Origin of the sequence: Pseudomonas cremoricolorata DSM 17059 = NBRC 16634 (assembly GCF_000425745.1) — a bacterium.
Taxonomy (GTDB): domain Bacteria; phylum Pseudomonadota; class Gammaproteobacteria; order Pseudomonadales; family Pseudomonadaceae; genus Aquipseudomonas; species Aquipseudomonas cremoricolorata.
Genome location: NZ_AUEA01000001.1, coordinates 115,011 through 132,744 on the forward strand (window position 1 = coordinate 115,011; position 17,734 = coordinate 132,744).

The window sequence follows — 17,734 nt, forward strand, 5'->3', positions numbered from 1 at the left end:
CTGCGTGCCCACGCCTGCCCAACCCTTGCGTCTGCTGTTGCTGGCCGAAGAGCCGGAATGGGCCACGCAATTGCGCGCTTGCCTGCAAACGCTGGGTGGCTCGGCAGTATTGCTGACGGCGCCAAATTGGGAAGCCGTCGACACTCTATTCTGTGACGACCGTCAAGCTGTGGTGCTGGCAACCCCCGATTTGCAGCCGGCCCCCGGGCGCTGTGCGTTGCCGACCATCCTGCTGCTCGATGCCGAACCTGCGGCTGCGCCGAACGGGGTCAGCGACTGGCTGGTGCGCGGCCAGCTCAATGAAGATGCCCTGCGCCGCTCCTTGCGCCATGTTCGCGAGCGCAGCGTACTGGTGGCCACCCTGCAACGCCTGGCCGAGCAGGACCCACTCACCGGGATCGCCAATCGCCAAGGTTTTCAGGCGCTGCTCAGCGCCCGCCTGGCCCAGCACGACGGCCGTGGCGTGGCCTTGGGCCATCTGGATCTGGACAACTTCCGCCATGCCAACGACGCCCTCGGCCATCAGGGCGGCGACCGCCTGATTCTGCAAGTGGTGGCGCGCCTGCAACAGCAACTGGAGGCGGGCGACCAACTGGCACGTCTGGGCGGCGACGAGTTCGCCCTGCTGATCGACACCCAGCGCGACCCCAGCCGCGCGCAGTGGGTGGCCGAGCGCATCACCGAAGCCCTGGCCGAGCCCTACTGGATCGATGGCGAAAGCCTGCTGCTCGGCTGCAGCCTGGGCCTGGCCCACGCCCGCGCCCAGGCCGGCGCCGACCCGCTGATGTGGCACGCACACATCGCCATGCGCCAGGCCAAGGCGGTGCAGGGCTGTACCTTCCATGTGTTCAACGAGCGGATCAACCGCAATGCGCGCAGCCTGGCCGACCTCGAAAGCGAGCTGCGCCGGGCCTTGCGCCGTGACGAGCTGGAGCTGCATTACCAGCCCCGCCTGAGCCTGGCCGATGGGCGCATTGTCGGCCTCGAAGCGTTGGTGCGCTGGCGCCACCCCGAGCGTGGCCTGTTGCCGCCTGGCGAATTCGTGCCGCTGGCCGAGCAGAGTGGCTTGATCGTGCCGCTGGGCTACTGGGTGATTTCCCGTGCCCTGCGTGACATGCAGCGGCTGAGCGAGCGTGGCGTGGCGCCGTTGCACATGGCGGTGAACCTGAGCTTTCGCCAGTTCCAGGACAGCCAGCTGCTGCCGACCCTGAGCCGGCTGATCATCGAGCATGGCGTCGATGCCCGCTGGCTGGAGTTCGAGCTGACCGAAACGGCGGTGATGCGCCGCAACGAACAGGTGCGCCAGACCATGGATGCCCTGGGCCGGCTGGGCGTGCGTTTTTCCCTGGATGACTTCGGCACCGGTTTCTCGTCGTTCGTCCACCTCAACAGCCTGCCGATCACCCTGCTCAAGGTCGACCGCAGCTTCGTCGCCGGCATGGAGCAGCGCGAAGAGAACCGCAAGCTGGTGCACGCGATGATCAACCTGGCGCATAACCTCAACCTCGAGGTGGTCGCCGAAGGCGTCGAAAGCGCCGAGCAACTGGGGCTGCTGCGCAGCTTTGGCTGCGACCAGGTACAGGGCTTTCTGGTCAGCCGGCCGTTGCCGGTGGAGGCGCTGGTGGCCTACCTGGGCAGCGGCGCCAGCCCGGCCCTGCGCGAGCGCTGGTAGGCCGCCTTAGCGTGCCAGCTTCTGTCGCACGCGCCACTCGAAGCCGTAGGTCATCGCCACCGAGGCGCAGGCCAGGCCCAGCGCCAGGCCCCACCAGATGCCCGGTGCGCCGAAACCGAGGGTGAAGGCGAACAGCCAGGCACTCGGTGCGCCGACCAGCCAGTAGCAGAGCAGGCCGATGACGAAGGTGGTCTTGGCATCCTTCAGGCCGCGAATCGAGCCCATGGCGATGGTCTGTACGCCGTCGAACAGCTCGAACCAGGCCGCCACCAGCAGCAGCGACACGGCCAGTTGGAAAATCGCCGCGAAGGCCGGGTCGTTGCGGTCGATGAAAATGCCGACCAAGGCTTCCGGGCACAGCCAGAACAGCGCCGCGAACCCGAACATCAGCACGGCGCCGAAGGCGATGCCGACGCGCCCGGCGCTGCGCGCGGCAAGAATCTGCCCGGCGCCGAAGTACAGCCCCACGCGCATGGTCACCGCATAGGAAAGCCCGGTCGGCACCATGAACGCGGTCGACACCAGTTGCAGGGCAACCTGGTGCGCGGCCAGCTCGGTGCTGCCCAGCACGCCCATGCACAGCGCGGCGAAGGCGAACAGGCCGATTTCGACCATGTAGGTGCCACCGATCGGCAGGCCCAGGCGCAGCAGTTCGCGCAATGCACCCAGCGAAGGCCGGCTCAGCCCTTTGCGCAGTGGATAGGCGTCGTACACCCGGTGCCAGCGGATATACAGCGCCAGGGCCACGGCCATACCCAGCGAGACCAGCGCGGTGACCAGGCCTATGCCCAGCAGGCCCAGTTTCGGCAGGCCCATCCAGCCTTCGATCAGCGCATGGTTGAACAGGTAGTTGAGCACGGTGCCGACCAGGCTGATGACCATCACCGGGGTCGAATGGCCCAGGGCGCTGGTGAAACCGCGCAAGGCCATGAAGGTCAGGTAGCCGGGCAGGGCCAGCGGCAGCAGGGTCATGAACTGCATGGCGCCGTCGATGTTCTGCGCATCCTGGCCGAACAGCCGCAGCAGCGGCGCGAGGTTCCACAGGGCCAACGCGGCAAGCAGCGCCAGGCCCCAGGCCAGCCACAGGCCGTTCTGCGCCAGGCGCGTAGCCCCGGCGATGTCGCCGGCGCCCTTGCGGATCGCCACCAGGGTGCCGACCGCAGCGATGATGCCCAGGCACAGAATCGACACGAACGAATAGCTGGCCGCGCCCAGGCCACCACCGGCCAGCGCCTGCGGGCTGATGCGCGCCATCATCAAAGTGTCGGTGAGTACCATCAGCATGTGCGCCAACTGCGAGGCGATCAACGGCCCGGCCAGACGCAGCAGGGCCTTGAGTTCGGTGGTGGGCGCGACGTGCATGGGGTCATCCTTCAGGGGCAGGACGCGAGTGTGCAACTTTGCTCGGCGTTCTACAAAAGGATTAGCCGAGGGGTGGTGTCGGGTGATGTACCAAGAGGCCACGAAGAGTACCAGGCGGGGCCGATGATCCGCCCTGTGAACAGCTGGTTGTCGAGCTGGGAGCGCCAAGTTTGTAATTATCCTCAGGGATCGCATCCGAGGCTCTTCATGCAGAGCTTGGAACGATTGCCCGCTGAGCCTTATGCTACCTTCGACACGTGCGCGCAATTAGCCTGGAGATATAGAGTGCCTTCGCTTCCCGACAGCTTCACTGTTACAACAGGGTATCAGCACAAGTCTGCCATGGCCTTCGTCGTTGATTCCCTTCGCGACGGTATTCTTTCGGGCATGATTCCAGAGGGTACCCCGTTACGCCAGGATGAGCTGGCTGGCAAATTCGGGGTTAGCCGCATGCCTGTCAGGGATGCAATAAGACAACTTGAAGCGGAAGGGCTTGTCACCTCCGAGCGCCACAAGGGTGCCTTCGTATGCGTTATGACGATTGACGATGTCGTGGAGATTTACGACATGCGCATCATGGCAGAAACGACGGCATTGGATTTCGGCTTTGGTGATATCTCGGACGAAGATGTATTTGAAATGGAGACGCTCATCGAAAACATGGCGGCGAATCGGGATCCCCATGCACTGGGCGAGCTGAATGAGCGATTCCACGACTTTCTCTATGCGCGGTCCAATCGCCCTCGTTTGTTGGCTCTTATAAAGTCACTTCACCAAGCAGTCGACAGGCATCTACGGTTTTTGCTGACCAATCTGGAATACCACAAGAAATCCGAAGAAGATCATCGAGCTATGCTAAACGCGTGCCGAGCCGGTAACCGAGCTTTGGCAAAAGATATTTTGCGAAAGCATCTGGAGGCTGGACGAGATCATATCGTTAGCTTTCTGAAAAACCAACAGCGCTCCACGTCGTAGTCGTTACGTTTCCAGTGGAGCCGTGAGAGCAGTCCTCACCAGCGCGTCGACGATAAGTTCGAGGGAATACCCGGAAAACTCGAGCATCTTGGGATACATGCTGGCATTGGTGAAGCCGGGCAGCGTATTCACTTCGTTTAGGATGACCTCATCATCGTCGCGAAGGAAAAAGTCAATTCGGGCCAAGCCCTTTAATTCCAGGCATCGAAATATGTCCAAAGACAAATTCTGAACGTGCAGCGCAAGCGTTGGAGAAATAGCGCTAGGCACCAAGAGCGTCGAGTCCTCTTGCGTGGCATATTTTGCATCGTAGCTATAAAAAACATGATCTTTGGAGGGTAAGACTTCCCCTGGCTGAGATGCAATAACTTGCCCGTTGCATTCCAAGATACCGCACTCTATCTCTCTGCCCTTGATTTCCTTCTCGACAAGCACCTTCTGATCGAGGCGTTGGGCGATTGCATATGCTTCACGGTATTCAGATTCGCAAGTAACCCGGGCTACGCCAATTGAAGAGCCTGAACAAGCGGGTTTGACGAAAAGCGCCCCGCCACCCAGCGATGCTACAACGTGCTCCCAAGTCGGCATCTCGAAGGATGCGATCCATGGTGCCACGGCAATGCCGGCTGCGCCCACGAGTCGCTTGGTGACGTCTTTGTCCATCGCCACTGCGGAACCCAGTATTCCAGATCCTACGCACGGAATCCCACACATCGCACTTAGTCCCTGTAGCGCGCCATCCTCTCCATAGAGCCCGTGGAGCGCGGGGAAAATCATATCGACAGTGATTTCGACTGGAGCCGATTCGGGTCTTGAAAAGATAAAGGACCGCCTACCAGGCTGGAGAGTCACCAGAGGCGCAGAGGTGTCCACCTTGTCTGGGAATGTGCAGGGTGAGCCCTGGTAGTGCCACGCCCCACTGCTATCGATCCCTACGCAATGAACAGAGTGACCCAATGTGCATAAAGCCTGATGAAGGCTGCGTGCCGACATGAGTGAGACAGCATGCTCGGTGCTCCTACCGCCAAAAATCAGTGCAATAACATTTTGTCTCACTTTCTACATCCTCCATTTTCTATCCTTGGCTACTGTATCCAATATCCAAAAATAAACGCAATGGCATGGATGCCTTTCATAACGAAATGGAACGTCAATGCCTATTTTTCCCCCTGTAGCCAGCGCTTTAGCTAGGCCGGTAAGTCGACGATCTGGATCTGAAACCTACCGTCAGATCCGCGCCATCGCCGTATCAGCACCTGAATGCCTCGAAGGTGCGAAATCCAGCCGCGCTTTGAATAGCTGCGATCCCGTAAGCCTCTTCAATGCCTGCCGGCATGCCGCCTGTCTTGCGCAAACCGAAGGAAACCCTTGGGCATCCAGCACGTGGGCCGCGAAACGCAGTGATGTAAGAAAACATTTCATGCTGATGTATTCGCTAGATGACATCCCCGCATTCGAGGCGCTGTTAGTCTCGCAAAGACCAAACGTTGTTTTGATTGGTGCCATGACACTATGCATGCCAGGCGCGGTGGAATGTGCCAAGCGAGTCAGGAGGCTCCTGGGTGATAGCGCTGTGATAGTTCTCGGTGGGCGCCATGTTAACGAAACCCTCTATCTGGAAGATGAAAAACGAAGAGAGGTGAGTTCTGTAAGGCATCACAAAGCCTCACCTGGCAGGCTCATCAGGGATCGAACAATTTCTCCTCTGTTCGATATTATTATTTCGGGTGAAGCAGAAATGGTCATTAGCGCCATTGGTGAGGGGCTTGCGCAGTCCAAAGAACTGAATCTAAAAAATATTTCCGAATTCTTGAGTCTCACAATCCCAGGTTTATGGATTGCAGATTTTCCTGGAATGGACACGACACACGTCAGCTCCGGCATCCGCCTAGATCAGAACCAACTGCCATCAGCGATCAAGGCATTTGGAGTTCAGAGTTCGTTTGACATATTTAGGGGTCGGCTAACATCTCACGTGTTTAGCTACACTGGACGCGGATGTTTCTACGATTGTGCATTTTGCAGCGAGCGCCGAAGCGTTGCAGGAGGTATCTATGACGCTCATGGCGCCCCCGCTAGGGTCTATAGACAATTTCAAGAAACCATTTCAATTAGCAATGAGAACCCGAACGCCCGCAAAGCAAGTGCGTTTGTCGAGGACTCAATTTTTCTCAATGGGAGCCCGAGTCAGATAAATGTCCTGTGTGAACTGCTCGAGCAAAAGCCGCTTGAATTGATATTTGGAGGGCAGTTCACAGTTGACTTGGTTATCCAGCGTCGAAGCCTGATCGAACGACTCGCCAGTAATGGACTGCGCTACGTATTCCTTGGCTTGGAAACACTGGAGCCTGAGGCAATTGGCGGAATGAGTAAAGACATCGGTAGCGCACATGCGTCATGGCAGAAGCGATTTCATGAGGCGCTGAGTACATTAATTAGCCTGCGAATATCTTGCGGTTGTGCACTTTTATTCGGCCTTGGTGAAAGTCAGTTCAGTCGCGAGCATCTCCTCAGTTTACTCATCAAACTCAGACGGACAACCGGGCAGCCTGTGACCCTGAGTGCTAACTGGGCAGTTCAACATCCGCTAAAAAACTGTTTGGAAAGTGCAGATCATGATTATTTACAGTGGGGCACACCAGAAGGCCGGCTTCTAGAGCTCTTCCATAGGTTCGGTGAGGCATCGGCCAGGTATCCACTTCATGGCATAGCACCGCCGCAGGTAGATGAAGTGACAAGGATTATCGAGCGATTGGATGCATTTGAGGCTCTCGATGAAAAATAATGGCCCAACCGCTTTGGCGCAAGTCGGGATTTTTCCTGTGGGCGAATTGTACTCGCTCCAAACTCCCTCCATGGACGCCACTACCTACATCGCCAATATTCCGAATCACCTGTTGCCTATTGATCCTGATAGCTTGCAGCCCTCTAGCGAATCCCCTTTCGACGGGCTTTACTATGGGGGGATCGACACCCCCACGACCCGGCAAGCCGCCCGACAGATTGCATTGCTGGAAAAAGGTAATTATGCCGTGCTTACGCCCTCTGGGCAAAGCGCACTACACCTGTTACTGCTAGCTATGACGAAATCGGGTGACCACGTACTTGTAGGCGATTCTGTAATTTACACAACTCGATGGCTCCTCGAATATTTTGGAGGGCGAGGAGTGGAAGTGGAATACTTTGCACCCCATGAAGCAAATAGGATTGGTGGACGACTAAGAGATAATACACGCCTCGTGTTGTGGGAGACGTTAGGATCGTTCACATATGAATTGATAGACTCCGCGACGATCATTGAAGCGTGTACGCACCATCCAGCACTGGTGGTTATAGATAACACATGGTCTGCTTCCACTTTTTCATTTCCTTTGGAAAACAAGGCGGATATCTGTGTTCTGTCACTTAGCAAGTCTCATGCAGCAGTGGAAGGTGTATCACTCGGTGCTCTGGTCACTCGCCAACCAAGCGTTTTCAAAGTTTTAAAGCAAATCGCTGCCCTGACAGGTTGCCATGTAAGTTCACATAGCTGCGCGGCAGTCCTACGCTCAATTAGCACGTTGGGAGCCCGACTCGAGACTCAACAGCGCTCAGTTGTGCTCATCATGAAATATCTCAAGGCGCAGCCACAGGTCATAAGACTACTGCACCCTTTGGCACAGCAATCAGAATCAGAGCTACAAAATAAATCTATTAAAGGTTGTAACAGTCTCATTACTGTCAAATTTTCATATGCAGGCCAAACACTCATGAAAAAACTTGGTCGGCTTCGCATAATAAAAATTGGGCATGGGTGGGGCGGCACAGTGAGCCTTGTAACTCCAGTGTGCCTTGATAGCAATCCGTCCGCAGCACGCATGGATGTAACCGGAACATGCTTACGGGTCTACATCGGACTTGAGGATCCCGGAGATATTATTTCAGACTTGCAGAACGCTTTTTTCGATGCGTCACCATTTTAGAATAGGCGGAATAGTGATGAACGCAATTCACGTAGACGAGCGCTATATTTTTTCCGAGCATGAGCTCCTGAATGAAGTCTGTAGATTCACTAACGATCCTGGATTTCCAAGCCTGTACCTGATGTGTGGACATTTCATGCTTTTTTTTGATGCCAGCACGAATCGGCTTATACCTGGAGTGTTCGAAGACATCGCAAACGAGTCCCTCAGAGTAATTGTCAAAAAGCGGGTAGGAATATTTCCATCATATTCTTGGGGCTTGGGGGTCAAAATTGCAGATGCATACATCGATTTAAACCGCCGACCTGCAAGCCTGATTTTATTGATAAACGACTGGCAATATACTCCATCGCTCGACGGTTCCGAATACTTGCGATCGAGCTACTACTCATCTTTTGCTCTCCCTGAGCGATACGCTGATGAGCTCAAGCGCGCTTCATTCACCCCACTTCGGAAGATATGCGCTAGTCACAAGCACCCTCTGTGCTTCCCTGAGACATGGTTGAAGAACCGCTTTCAAAATGAAGCCTCGCGCTTAGTCAAAAAAGGAAAGCTTCAAAGCCGATATCTTCCAGAAAAACCTAATATGTCCGAGGTCTCTTTCATTGACTCGACAGGTCACGAAATGCCGCTCGTGTCATGCGGCATGACAGCGTGCGCCGGGGAGATAACAGAGATGATTTCTGAGGTGTATAAAAACGGCGCTCGTATGCTTATTTTATTGGCGCCTGCTGAATGTCACCACGCCATCCGCAAAGGTGTCGAGATCGCATTGAGCTTATACGATTTCGAACCAATGAAAGTGTTGGTTGCTGACCTGGGAGGGGGTGGTGAAAGTACCATTGAAGAGATTTACCGTCGCGGCGTTCATCTCGCAATTTACTCAACCGTAGGTGCTAGCAATGAGTGATAAACACGTCGTTTACCTTGATGCAGCTGCGACAACGCCATGCTCAAGTGATGTGATGATAGCAATGAAGCCCTATTACTCGGAGCATTTTGGCAACCCCTCTTCAGCTCACGTTTTCGGCAGGCGTGCGAAAATAGCCATTCAGGACGCTACGCGTCACATAGCAAAGCTCATCAACTGCTCTGAGTCTGAACTGATTTATACGGCTGGTGCGACCGAGAGTAATAATTTGGTGGTTCTAGGCAGCGTTCAGCCGGGTGGCAATATGATCATAAGTCCCATAGATCACAAGTCTGTATTGGCGTCTGCTGAAGAAATGAGATCAAGAGGCGTTGAGGTTAGGCGTATGAGGGTAGATTCACGGGGGCGGATTGATGTTAATCATCTCCGGCAACTCGTTGACTCTTCTACCGGCTTGGTGTCGTTTTGCTATGTCAACTCTGAAATCGGAACTTATCAAAGCATCACTTCAGTTCGGCAGGCGCTGGGCAATAGTGATGCTTTGATTCATGTTGACGCTTCTCAAGCATTGGGGAAGTTACCCATTGATGTCAGGCGCCACGGCATCGACTTTGCATCTTTTTCCGCGCACAAGATTGGCGGTCCCAAGGGGGTCGGAGTTTTGTATGCGCGTGCGCAGTCGATGAATAAACTACGCCCAATAACCTTCGGCGGCGGGCAATCTGCGTTACGTAGCGGCACCCTTCCTACTCCGTTAATTGTGGGGTTCGGAGCTGCGGCTAAACTGATCAGCGAACAGGATCTTCGTTCATCTTGGAAGTCTGCAGCGAAAAAGCGGAGCATGATCCTTGAGATGTTTTCCAAACAAGGTATCCCGTACCAAATCAACTCACCATCCAACTATTGTGTGCCTCACATTCTCAATTTATCAATTCCTGGTGTGCGCTCAGAAACACTGATGAGCTGTCTCTCAAATGTGTGCGTGTCTTCTGGATCTGCATGTAATGCGCAGGACCTTGCGCCGTCACATGTCATTACAGGACTTGGCTATTCTAAAAATCGCGCTGAATGCGCTATCCGAATCTCCTTTCCCTACGATATTGATAACATTGAGTTACATGCTGCAGTGGAAGAGATTGTTAATGCTTTAAGTTCTTTGATCGCACTGACTCAGGAGTGACCGGACATGAGTGAGAATATTGCAATTATAACGGGTGGTGACTCATCGGAGCGCGAGGTGGCTGAACAGACCGCAAAAACTGTGGCTACATGTCTATCAGCACATGATATTCAGTATCAGGTATTCAATATCGCCGACATCAACGAGCTCTATCTGCTTGATTTGGTACCCTTTACCCGGGTCTTTCTCGCTTTGCACGGGGGGTTTGGCGAGGACGGTCGAGCACAGTCATATTTGGATTTCCGGAACATCTCATATAATGGCCCGCCGCCGACTGCAAGCGCTATCTGTATGGATAAGATACTGACCAAACTTGTTGCTAGAGGCCTCGGCATTAACGTTCCGCGTCACATTGATTTGAGCGATGCTCCGGTCTCGTACCGAGACGTGGAAGCCGAGCTAGGAGTGCATTTAGTGGTTAAGCCCGTTAAAGAGGGGTGCAGCTTCGGGGTTTCGTTAATTGAAAATGATCCTGCCGCTTTTGATGAAGCCAGACAACATGCTCTTGGCTACCATGCGGGCGTCGTCGTCGAGGAGTACATAACCGGTCCTGAGTTGTCAGTATGTTTTCTCGCAGGCGAGCTTTTGCCCCCATTTAAGCTGGATTTTCAAACGCCTTTCTTTTCCCATGAAGCCAAATTTTCATCACCCGATACGACTTCAGCTCTCGCTAACCTTAAGCCTTCAACTCTAGAAGTGCTCCAGCAGGACTGCGCACGGCTTGCTCAAGTCCTTGGGCTTGATTACTTTCGGGCAGACGTGATCATACATAATGACGTACCTTATCTGATTGAGTTAAATACTCTTCCAGGACTGACAAGTCATAGTCTATTTCCCAAGGCTTGCATGGCCCATGGATGGACGCTTGAGGAGGTCGTTCTTTATTTCAATGACCTCATCCCAGCCAAAAAGCGACACGCCTCGATGACCCATGAACAGGATGTTCCACGCCGAGATTCTATTAGCCGATCATAGAGCTTTGGATGAAGCGAAGAAGTTGACACAAGACGGTAGCCCAGCGGGACGTATCTACCCAGAGGCTCTCAGCCTGAGGGCACGCCACAGGCTGTTGGTGCTCGAGTGTCAGGGCTCTCCTACAGAATCTGAATCACCTCCAGACCAAGCGCCTGCGCACACGCCTGCAACGAGCGCCGTTCGCTCTGCGCGTACAGCGCCAGTTCGTCCTGCACGGTCATCTGCAAGGCGGCTTCGAAAGCGTCGCGGTTGGCGTTGCTGCCGTATTCGGCATGGCTGTCGTCACCCAGGTTGGACTGGAAGATGCCCGCGGCGCTGACCGGCAGGAAATCCTCGTACACCAGCGCCTCGAAATGCACATGCCCGGCGTCGATCAGCGCTGCCAAGGTGCGTGGGCGCGCGGGCTCTGCGCGTGCGGCCAGGCCTTTTTCCGTGGCGAAGTAGCGGAAGTACGCCAGGCCTTGTTCACGCATCTGCGCCAGGTCATCGGGGAAAGCGGCGAAGGTTTCGGCGAGCAGGCTGCGGTAGCGCTCGGCATTGGCTTCGGCCGGCACCCCGCCGAGAGCGGCGCGGGTGGCGTCGAGGAGGGTGTCGTACAACTGGCGGCCCTTGGGCGTGAGCGCCGCGCCGCGCTGTTCGATTTCACCGAAGCGCGCGGTGTGGCTGCCCTCGCTGCCGTGCTGGCCGCGGAACGCCACGGTTTCCTGCAAAGCCTTGAAGCTGGTCTGGCGCAACAGAATCGGATGGCGGCGGGTGGGCGGGCCCTCGACCACGGCTTTGGGCGGAATGCCTTTGCCCGGCATGCCCTGCTGAATGGCGTCGATGTCCAAGGTGCGCGGGGTCAGGTGATTGATGTGCGGGCCCTTGAAGGCCACCACGTCGGCGATCAGCCGGTGCTGATCGTGCAACTGCTGGTACTGCTCGGCACTGACGGTGGCCTCGCGGTGCCAGCGGAAGGTATGCAGCGCCTCTTCGACGAAACGCTCGGCGTCGGCGGCGCTGAGGCCGCCGTCGCGTTCGCACTGCTCGATCAGTTGCAGCGCGCCGTCGGTGAAGATCCGCCGCTTGGCGAGAATGCCCTGGGCCAGTTCGCGCAGTTGCGGGTTGTCGATCAGTTCCAGGCGCAGCAGCGAGGTGAACACGCGGAACGGGCTGATGTGCAGCGATTGTTCATGCACTGCGCGGAAGGCGGTGGAATGCACCGGCACGCCCGCCGAGCTGAGGTCGTAGTAACCCACCGGCTGCATGCCCATGACCGCGAACAGCCGGGCGATGGTCGCCAGTTCTTCAGCCGTGCCGACGCGGATGGCGCCGTGGCGCTCCTGGTCGAGGCGCTCCAGTTCGCCGGTCCAGCGCAGCGCCTCGGCCACCTCGGGACGTTGCCCCAGCACCTGCTGGTTGATTTCGCTCACCAGCGCCAGCAGCGTGCCGTACAGCGGCACTTCCTGTTTGTACATGAGCGACATCGCCGCAGAGAACTGCGCGCGGATGCTGTCGGGGCTGACGAAATCGTGGGCGGGCATCGCAACCTTCCTGAGGAAATGAATACCCTTACATGAAAACTGGGAATGCACTTTGCCTACAAGCGAAAAAAAGTGCGTGAGTCATTCCTTTTTTGATCGACCTCAGGCGTGATTCCCGGCCTCCAACTGGGCTTCAATCCACGCCACCAGCGCCCGCACCTTGGGCACCTCGGCGGCATGTTCGGCGAAGGCCAGGTAGTGCGCGCCGTTGCTGGCCATGGCGTGCTCCCAGGGAATCACCAGGCTGCCTTCGCGCAGCTCGCGCTCGGCTAGGTAGCGCGGCACCAGCGCCACGCCGCAGCCTGACTGCGCCGCGCTCAAGGCCATATAGAAGGTGTCGAAGCGCGGACCCTGATAACTGTTGGCCGACTGCAAGCCTTGCTCGAGGAACCACTCGTGCCAGGCCTCGGGCCGCGATGTGCTTTGCAGCAGCACCCAGTCGGCCAGCGCCTCGGCGCCTTCAAGCCGGCCCCCTTCAAGTAGCTCCGGTGCGCACAACGGCACCACCTGCTCGCGGAACAGCTCCACGCAGGTCGCCCCGGGCCAGGTGCCGCGGCCGAAGAAGAACACCACATCTGCCGAGCCCTGCAGCAGCATGAACGGCTCCATCTCGTTGCGGATGTCGAGGTGGATGTTGGGGTGCTCGCGGCCAAAACCCTTGAGGTGCGGAATCAGCCAGCGCACGCCGAAGCTGGGCTGGGTCGCGACCTTGAGCACCTCGGTCTGTTGACCGTAGGTCAGCACGTAGCGGCTGGACATGTCGATCTGGATCAGAATCTTGTTCACTTCTGCCAGGTACAGGCTGCCGGCCGGGGTCAGTTGCAGACGCCGGCGGATGCGCAGGAACAAATGGTGATGGAGCATTTCCTCGAGCTGCGCCACCTGCTTGCTCACCGCGCTCTGGGTCAGGTGCAGCTCTTCGGCGGCTCGGGTGAAGCTCAGGTGACGGGCTGCGGCCTCGAAGCACTGCAGGGCGGTCATGGTCGGCGCCAGGCGTTTGGACATAAGGTTCTCGACGGTAGGTGGCATTCCCCGGCGGAATGATAAGCGGAATAAAGGTCGTTTGTTGCCCCGCAGCCATCGGATTAATACTGATCCACAGCATTTTTCAACCCGTTTACCGATGTAGGAGAAGCACAATGGTCGCTGCACTGCTCGAGCGCCTGGGCGTCGCCGCCCAGGACCACACCCAGGGTGATTACCCGGTCCACACGCCGATCGACGGCAGCCAGATCGCCGCGGTGACGCTGCTCGGCAAGGCCGCCACCACGGCCAGCATCGATCAGGCCCACAGCGCCTTCGAAAGCTGGCGCAGCGTACCGGCACCGCGCCGTGGCGAGCTGGTGCGTCTGTTCGGTGAGGTGCTGCGTGCACACAAGGCCGAGCTTGGCGAGCTGGTCTCGATCGAAGCCGGCAAGATCACCCAGGAAGGCCTGGGTGAAGTGCAGGAAATGATCGACATCTGCGACTTCGCCGTGGGCCTGTCGCGTCAGCTGTACGGCCTGACCATCGCCTCCGAGCGCCCTGGCCACCACATGCGCGAAAGCTGGCATCCACTGGGTGTGGTCGGTGTGATCAGCGCCTTCAACTTCCCGGTGGCGGTGTGGGCGTGGAACACCACGCTGGCGCTGGTGGCCGGCAACGCGGTGGTGTGGAAACCATCGGAAAAAACCCCGCTGACCGCTCTGGCCTGCCAGGCGCTGTTCGAAAAAGCCCTGAAGGCCTTCGGCGACGCGCCGCAGGGCCTGGCGCAACTGGTGATTGGCGGCCGTGAAGCCGGTGAGGCACTGGTCGACGACCCCCGCGTGGCACTGGTCAGCGCCACCGGCAGCACGCGCATGGGCCGTGAAGTCGGCCCTCGGGTGGCCGCACGCTTTGGCCGTAGCATCCTCGAGCTGGGCGGCAACAACGCGATGATCCTGGCGCCAAGCGCTGATCTGGACCTCGCAGTGCGCGGCATTCTGTTCTCGGCGGTCGGCACCGCGGGGCAGCGCTGCACCACTCTGCGCCGGCTGATCGTCCATCGCTCGATCAAGGACGATGTGGTCGCCCGGGTCAAAGCCGCCTACGCCAAGGTGCGCATCGGTGACCCGCGCCAGGACAACCTGGTCGGCCCGCTGATCGACAAGCAGTCGTTCGACGCCATGCAAGGCGCGCTGGCCAAGGCCCGCGACGAAGGCGGGCAGGTGTTCGGCGGTGAGCGTCAACTGGCCGAGCAGTTCCCCAACGCCTACTACGTCTCGCCCGCCATCGCCGAGATGCCGGCGCAGAGCGACGTGGTGCGCCACGAGACCTTCGCGCCGATCCTCTACGTGCTGGCCTATGACGACTTCGAAGAGGCCCTGCGCCTGAACAACGAAGTACCGCAGGGGCTGTCGTCGTGCATCTTCACCACCGACGTGCGTGAGGCCGAGCGCTTCCAGAGCGCCTCGGGCAGTGATTGCGGCATCGCCAACGTCAACATCGGCACCAGCGGCGCCGAGATCGGCGGCGCGTTCGGTGGCGAGAAGGAAACCGGCGGTGGCCGTGAGTCGGGCTCCGATGCCTGGAAAGGCTACATGCGCCGCCAGACCAACACCGTCAACTACTCGCGCGAGCTGCCGCTGGCGCAGGGCATCGTCTTCGACTGATTGCCCCGGCGGGGCACGCCGTTCCCGCCACACAGGCCCCTGTTCCTCCGGCGCTGGCCTCAGCGCCGTGCGGGCGGGGGCCTGCACGATCGATCCGCTATAAGAACAACAGTGCTGGAGCCGGCCATGTCCGAATTGCGTCAAGAATGTCTGTGGGAATTCGTCACCAAACCGACCGCCACCGCTCAGGCCCTGGCCGGGGAGCACAAGGCGGACGTGTGCGTGATCGGTGGCGGTATCACCGGCCTGGTAGCCGCCATCCACCTGCTCGAGCAAGGCCGTTCGGTCGTGCTGCTGGAGGCGCACGGCATCGGGCATGGCGGCTCCGGACGCAACGTCGGCCTGGTCAATGCCGGCACCTGGATTCGTCCGGACGACGTTGAAAGCACGCTCGGCGCCAAGCACGGCGGGCGGCTCAATACGGTGCTGGGCGAGGCGCCGGCGCAGGTCTTCGCGCTGATCGAGCGTCTGGGCATCGATTGCCAGGCGCAGCACAAAGGCACCCTGCACATGGCCCACAACGCCGCAGGCATCGCCGACCTCCAGGCGCGCCATGAGCAGTGGCGTCGGCGTGGCGCCCAGGTCGAGCTGCTTACCGGGGCGCGCTGCGAGGAGTACTGCGGCACCCGGCAGATCGCCGCCGCGCTGCTCGACCATCGCGCCGGCACCATCAACCCGATGGGCTACACCCAGGGCCTGGCGGCAGCGGTGCTGCGCCTGGGCGGGCGGGTGTTCCAGCAGTCGGCGGTGACTGGCCTGGCGCGCAGTGGTGACGGCTGGCGCGTCAGCACCGCCCGTGGCGCCGTGCAAGCCGGTCAGGTGGTGATTTCCACCGGTGCCTACACCGAGGGCGACTGGAGCGCGCTGAGCAAGCAGTTCTTCCGCGGTTACTACTATCAGGTAGCGTCCAAGCCGTTGCACGGCGCTGCTGCCGAGCGCGTGCTGCCCCACGGCCAAGGCTCATGGGACACGCGCACGGTGCTCAGCAGCATTCGCCGTGACGACCAGGGCCGCCTGCTGCTTGGCAGCCTGGGCCGGGTCGACAACAAGCCCGCCTGGTTCATCCGCCGCTGGGCCGACCGCATCCAGCAGCACTACTATCCGGAGCTGGGCAAGGTCGACTGGGACATGCACTGGACCGGCTGCATCGACTTCACCCCCGATCACCTGATGCGCCTGTTCGAGCCGGCCCCCGGGCTGGTGTCGGTGACCGGCTACAACGGCCGTGGGAACACCACCGGCACGGTGGTCGGCCAGGCCCTGGCGCAGTTCCTCAACGGCGGCACGGCGGACGACTTGCCGATTCCCTTCAGTCCCGAACAGCCGGTGCGTGCGCCGGCACTGCGCACCGCGTTCTATGAGTCGGGGTTTTCGCTGTATCACGCCGGGCAGTGTTTGCGTGTGGTGTTGTAGGGGAGCGCTGGGCCTTTCGCGGGTGAACCGCAGTGGCGGACCGCCCGCTCTCACATGTAGTGCAATCGATCAGCCGGCCCACAAACATATGGATATTCCCCAAAGGTATTTAAATAATTATTTTTATACCTTTATAGTCAGTCCCACTGCGTACCTGCCGACCAATCGGCGCGCCGCACGAACTTGAACCCACACGGGCAACCCCCGTGCGTTTTGGATCGATGCGCGCCGTTGGGTCGCGCACTGCGTGGGAGTGAAACATGTCAGCCGCCATCAGCGCCGTGCCGTTCGGGCACAGTACCGCAGCACAAGCCTTTGAGATCGTACCCTTGGACGGGGCCGTCGGCGCAGAGGTCATTGGCCTCGACCTGGCCCGGCCAGTGAGTGCTGACGATTTCCGGCGCATCCATCGCGCCCACCTCGATCACCATGTGCTGGTGTTCCGTGACCAGCGCATCACCCCCGAACAGCACATCGCCTTCAGCCGACGCTTCGGCACTTTGCAGATTCATGTGCTCAAGCAGTTCCTGCTCGAACACCATCCGGAAATCCTCATCGTTTCCAACATCGTCGAGGACGGCCGCAACATCGGCCTGGGCGATGCTGGCAAGTTCTGGCATTCCGACCTTTCGTACAAAGAGCTGCCGAGCCTCGGCTCGATGCTGCATGCCCAGGAATTGCCCAGTGAAGGCGGCGACACCCTGTTCGCCGACATGCACCGGGCCTGGGAGGCGGTGCCCGGCGAGCTGCGCCGAATCGTCAAGGGCCGCGACGCGGCGCATTCCTACACCGCGCGCTATGCCGAGACCAAGTTCGAAGGCAACTGGCGCCCGACGCTTTCAGCCGAGCAACTGGCGCAGGTCAAGGAAGTGATTCACCCGGTGGTGCGTACCCACCCGGAGAACGGCCGCCAGGCGCTGTTCGTCAGCGAAGGCTTCACCACCCGCATCGTCGGCCTGCCGGAAGACGAAAGCCGCGACGTGCTGCAGCAGCTGTATGCGCTGAGCGTGCTGGACGACAACGTCTACCGCCATCAGTGGCAGCCCCACGACCTGGTGTTCTGGGATAACCGCTCGCTGATCCACCTGGCCGCCGGCTGCCCGCCGCAGCTGCGCCGCAAGCTGTACCGCACCACTATCCAGGGCGATGCCCCGTTCTGACTTTCAAGGAA

Annotated in this window: 14 protein-coding genes; 10 read left to right on the plus strand and 4 right to left on the minus strand. The window is 58.9% G+C overall.

Annotated elements, in window-relative coordinates; genetic code table 11:
* Positions 1 to 4: 4 nt before the first annotated feature.
* On the plus strand, positions 5 to 1,672 hold the full coding sequence (locus H618_RS21050; RefSeq protein ID WP_050577171.1) for a putative bifunctional diguanylate cyclase/phosphodiesterase: 1,668 nt from the start codon (positions 5 to 7) through the stop codon (positions 1,670 to 1,672).
* 6 nt (positions 1,673 to 1,678) lie between these two features.
* On the opposite strand, the gene H618_RS0100555 is transcribed toward H618_RS21050, so the two are convergent.
* A complete protein-coding gene (locus H618_RS0100555; protein ID WP_028693198.1) occupies positions 1,679 to 3,034 on the minus strand; it encodes a NorM family multidrug efflux MATE transporter in 1,356 nt (451 codons plus the stop codon).
* Positions 3,035 to 3,319: 285 nt separating this feature from the next.
* On the opposite strand from H618_RS0100555, the gene H618_RS0100560 reads away from it, so the two are divergent.
* Entirely contained in the window at positions 3,320 to 4,009 is a 690-nt protein-coding gene (locus H618_RS0100560) for a GntR family transcriptional regulator (protein WP_028693199.1), read from the plus strand.
* A 3-nt stretch (positions 4,010 to 4,012) separates the two neighbouring features.
* Here H618_RS0100560 and H618_RS0100565 read toward each other — a convergent pair whose 3' ends face one another.
* Positions 4,013 to 5,065, minus strand: coding sequence for a D-alanine--D-alanine ligase family protein (locus H618_RS0100565; protein ID WP_028693200.1), 1,053 nt, complete (start codon positions 5,063 to 5,065; stop codon positions 4,013 to 4,015).
* 97 nt (positions 5,066 to 5,162) lie between these two features.
* Between H618_RS0100565 and H618_RS22165 the strand changes: the two genes are divergently transcribed.
* The 5 genes from H618_RS22165 to H618_RS22180 are packed head-to-tail and all read left to right on the plus strand — an operon-like array spanning position 5,163 to position 10,997.
* On the plus strand, positions 5,163 to 6,794 hold the full coding sequence (locus H618_RS22165; RefSeq protein WP_081673671.1) for a B12-binding domain/radical SAM domain-containing protein: 1,632 nt from the start codon (positions 5,163 to 5,165) through the stop codon (positions 6,792 to 6,794).
* Positions 6,784 to 7,971, plus strand: coding sequence for a PLP-dependent transferase (locus H618_RS22170; RefSeq protein ID WP_245586737.1), 1,188 nt, complete (start codon positions 6,784 to 6,786; stop codon positions 7,969 to 7,971). Before H618_RS22165 ends, H618_RS22170 begins: the two co-directional genes overlap by 11 nt.
* A 16-nt stretch (positions 7,972 to 7,987) precedes the next feature.
* Entirely contained in the window at positions 7,988 to 8,881 is an 894-nt protein-coding gene (locus H618_RS21055; RefSeq protein WP_033727332.1) for a hypothetical protein, read from the plus strand.
* A complete protein-coding gene (locus H618_RS22175) occupies positions 8,874 to 10,022 on the plus strand; it encodes a cysteine desulfurase family protein (protein ID WP_081673672.1) in 1,149 nt (382 codons plus the stop codon). Before H618_RS21055 ends, H618_RS22175 begins: the two co-directional genes overlap by 8 nt.
* A gap of 6 nt (positions 10,023 to 10,028) precedes the next feature.
* On the plus strand, positions 10,029 to 10,997 hold the full coding sequence (locus H618_RS22180; protein WP_081673673.1) for a D-alanine--D-alanine ligase family protein: 969 nt from the start codon (positions 10,029 to 10,031) through the stop codon (positions 10,995 to 10,997).
* A gap of 119 nt (positions 10,998 to 11,116) precedes the next feature.
* On the opposite strand, the gene hglS is transcribed toward H618_RS22180, so the two are convergent.
* Both hglS and H618_RS0100590 read right to left on the minus strand, forming a co-directional pair.
* The gene (gene hglS, locus H618_RS0100585; protein WP_028693203.1) at positions 11,117 to 12,520 is read right to left on the minus strand and encodes a 2-oxoadipate dioxygenase/decarboxylase HglS; all 1,404 of its coding nucleotides are present in this window, start codon (positions 12,518 to 12,520) and stop codon (positions 11,117 to 11,119) included.
* 102 nt (positions 12,521 to 12,622) lie between these two features.
* Positions 12,623 to 13,525, minus strand: a complete 903-nt coding sequence (locus tag H618_RS0100590; RefSeq protein WP_028693204.1) for a LysR family transcriptional regulator — start codon at positions 13,523 to 13,525, stop codon at positions 12,623 to 12,625.
* Positions 13,526 to 13,659: 134 nt separating this feature from the next.
* On the opposite strand from H618_RS0100590, the gene amaB reads away from it, so the two are divergent.
* The 3 genes from amaB to H618_RS0100605 all read left to right on the plus strand — a co-directional run bounded on the left by amaB (position 13,660) and on the right by H618_RS0100605 (position 17,723).
* Complete coding sequence (amaB, locus tag H618_RS0100595) at positions 13,660 to 15,150, plus strand: L-piperidine-6-carboxylate dehydrogenase (protein ID WP_028693205.1); 1,491 nt, start codon at positions 13,660 to 13,662, stop codon at positions 15,148 to 15,150.
* 126 nt (positions 15,151 to 15,276) lie between these two features.
* The gene (amaA, locus tag H618_RS0100600; RefSeq protein WP_028693206.1) at positions 15,277 to 16,563 is read left to right on the plus strand and encodes an L-pipecolate oxidase; all 1,287 of its coding nucleotides are present in this window, start codon (positions 15,277 to 15,279) and stop codon (positions 16,561 to 16,563) included.
* Positions 16,564 to 16,823: 260 nt separating this feature from the next.
* Positions 16,824 to 17,723, plus strand: coding sequence for a TauD/TfdA dioxygenase family protein (locus H618_RS0100605; protein WP_028693207.1), 900 nt, complete (start codon positions 16,824 to 16,826; stop codon positions 17,721 to 17,723).
* The last annotated feature ends 11 nt before the right edge of the window (positions 17,724 to 17,734 follow it).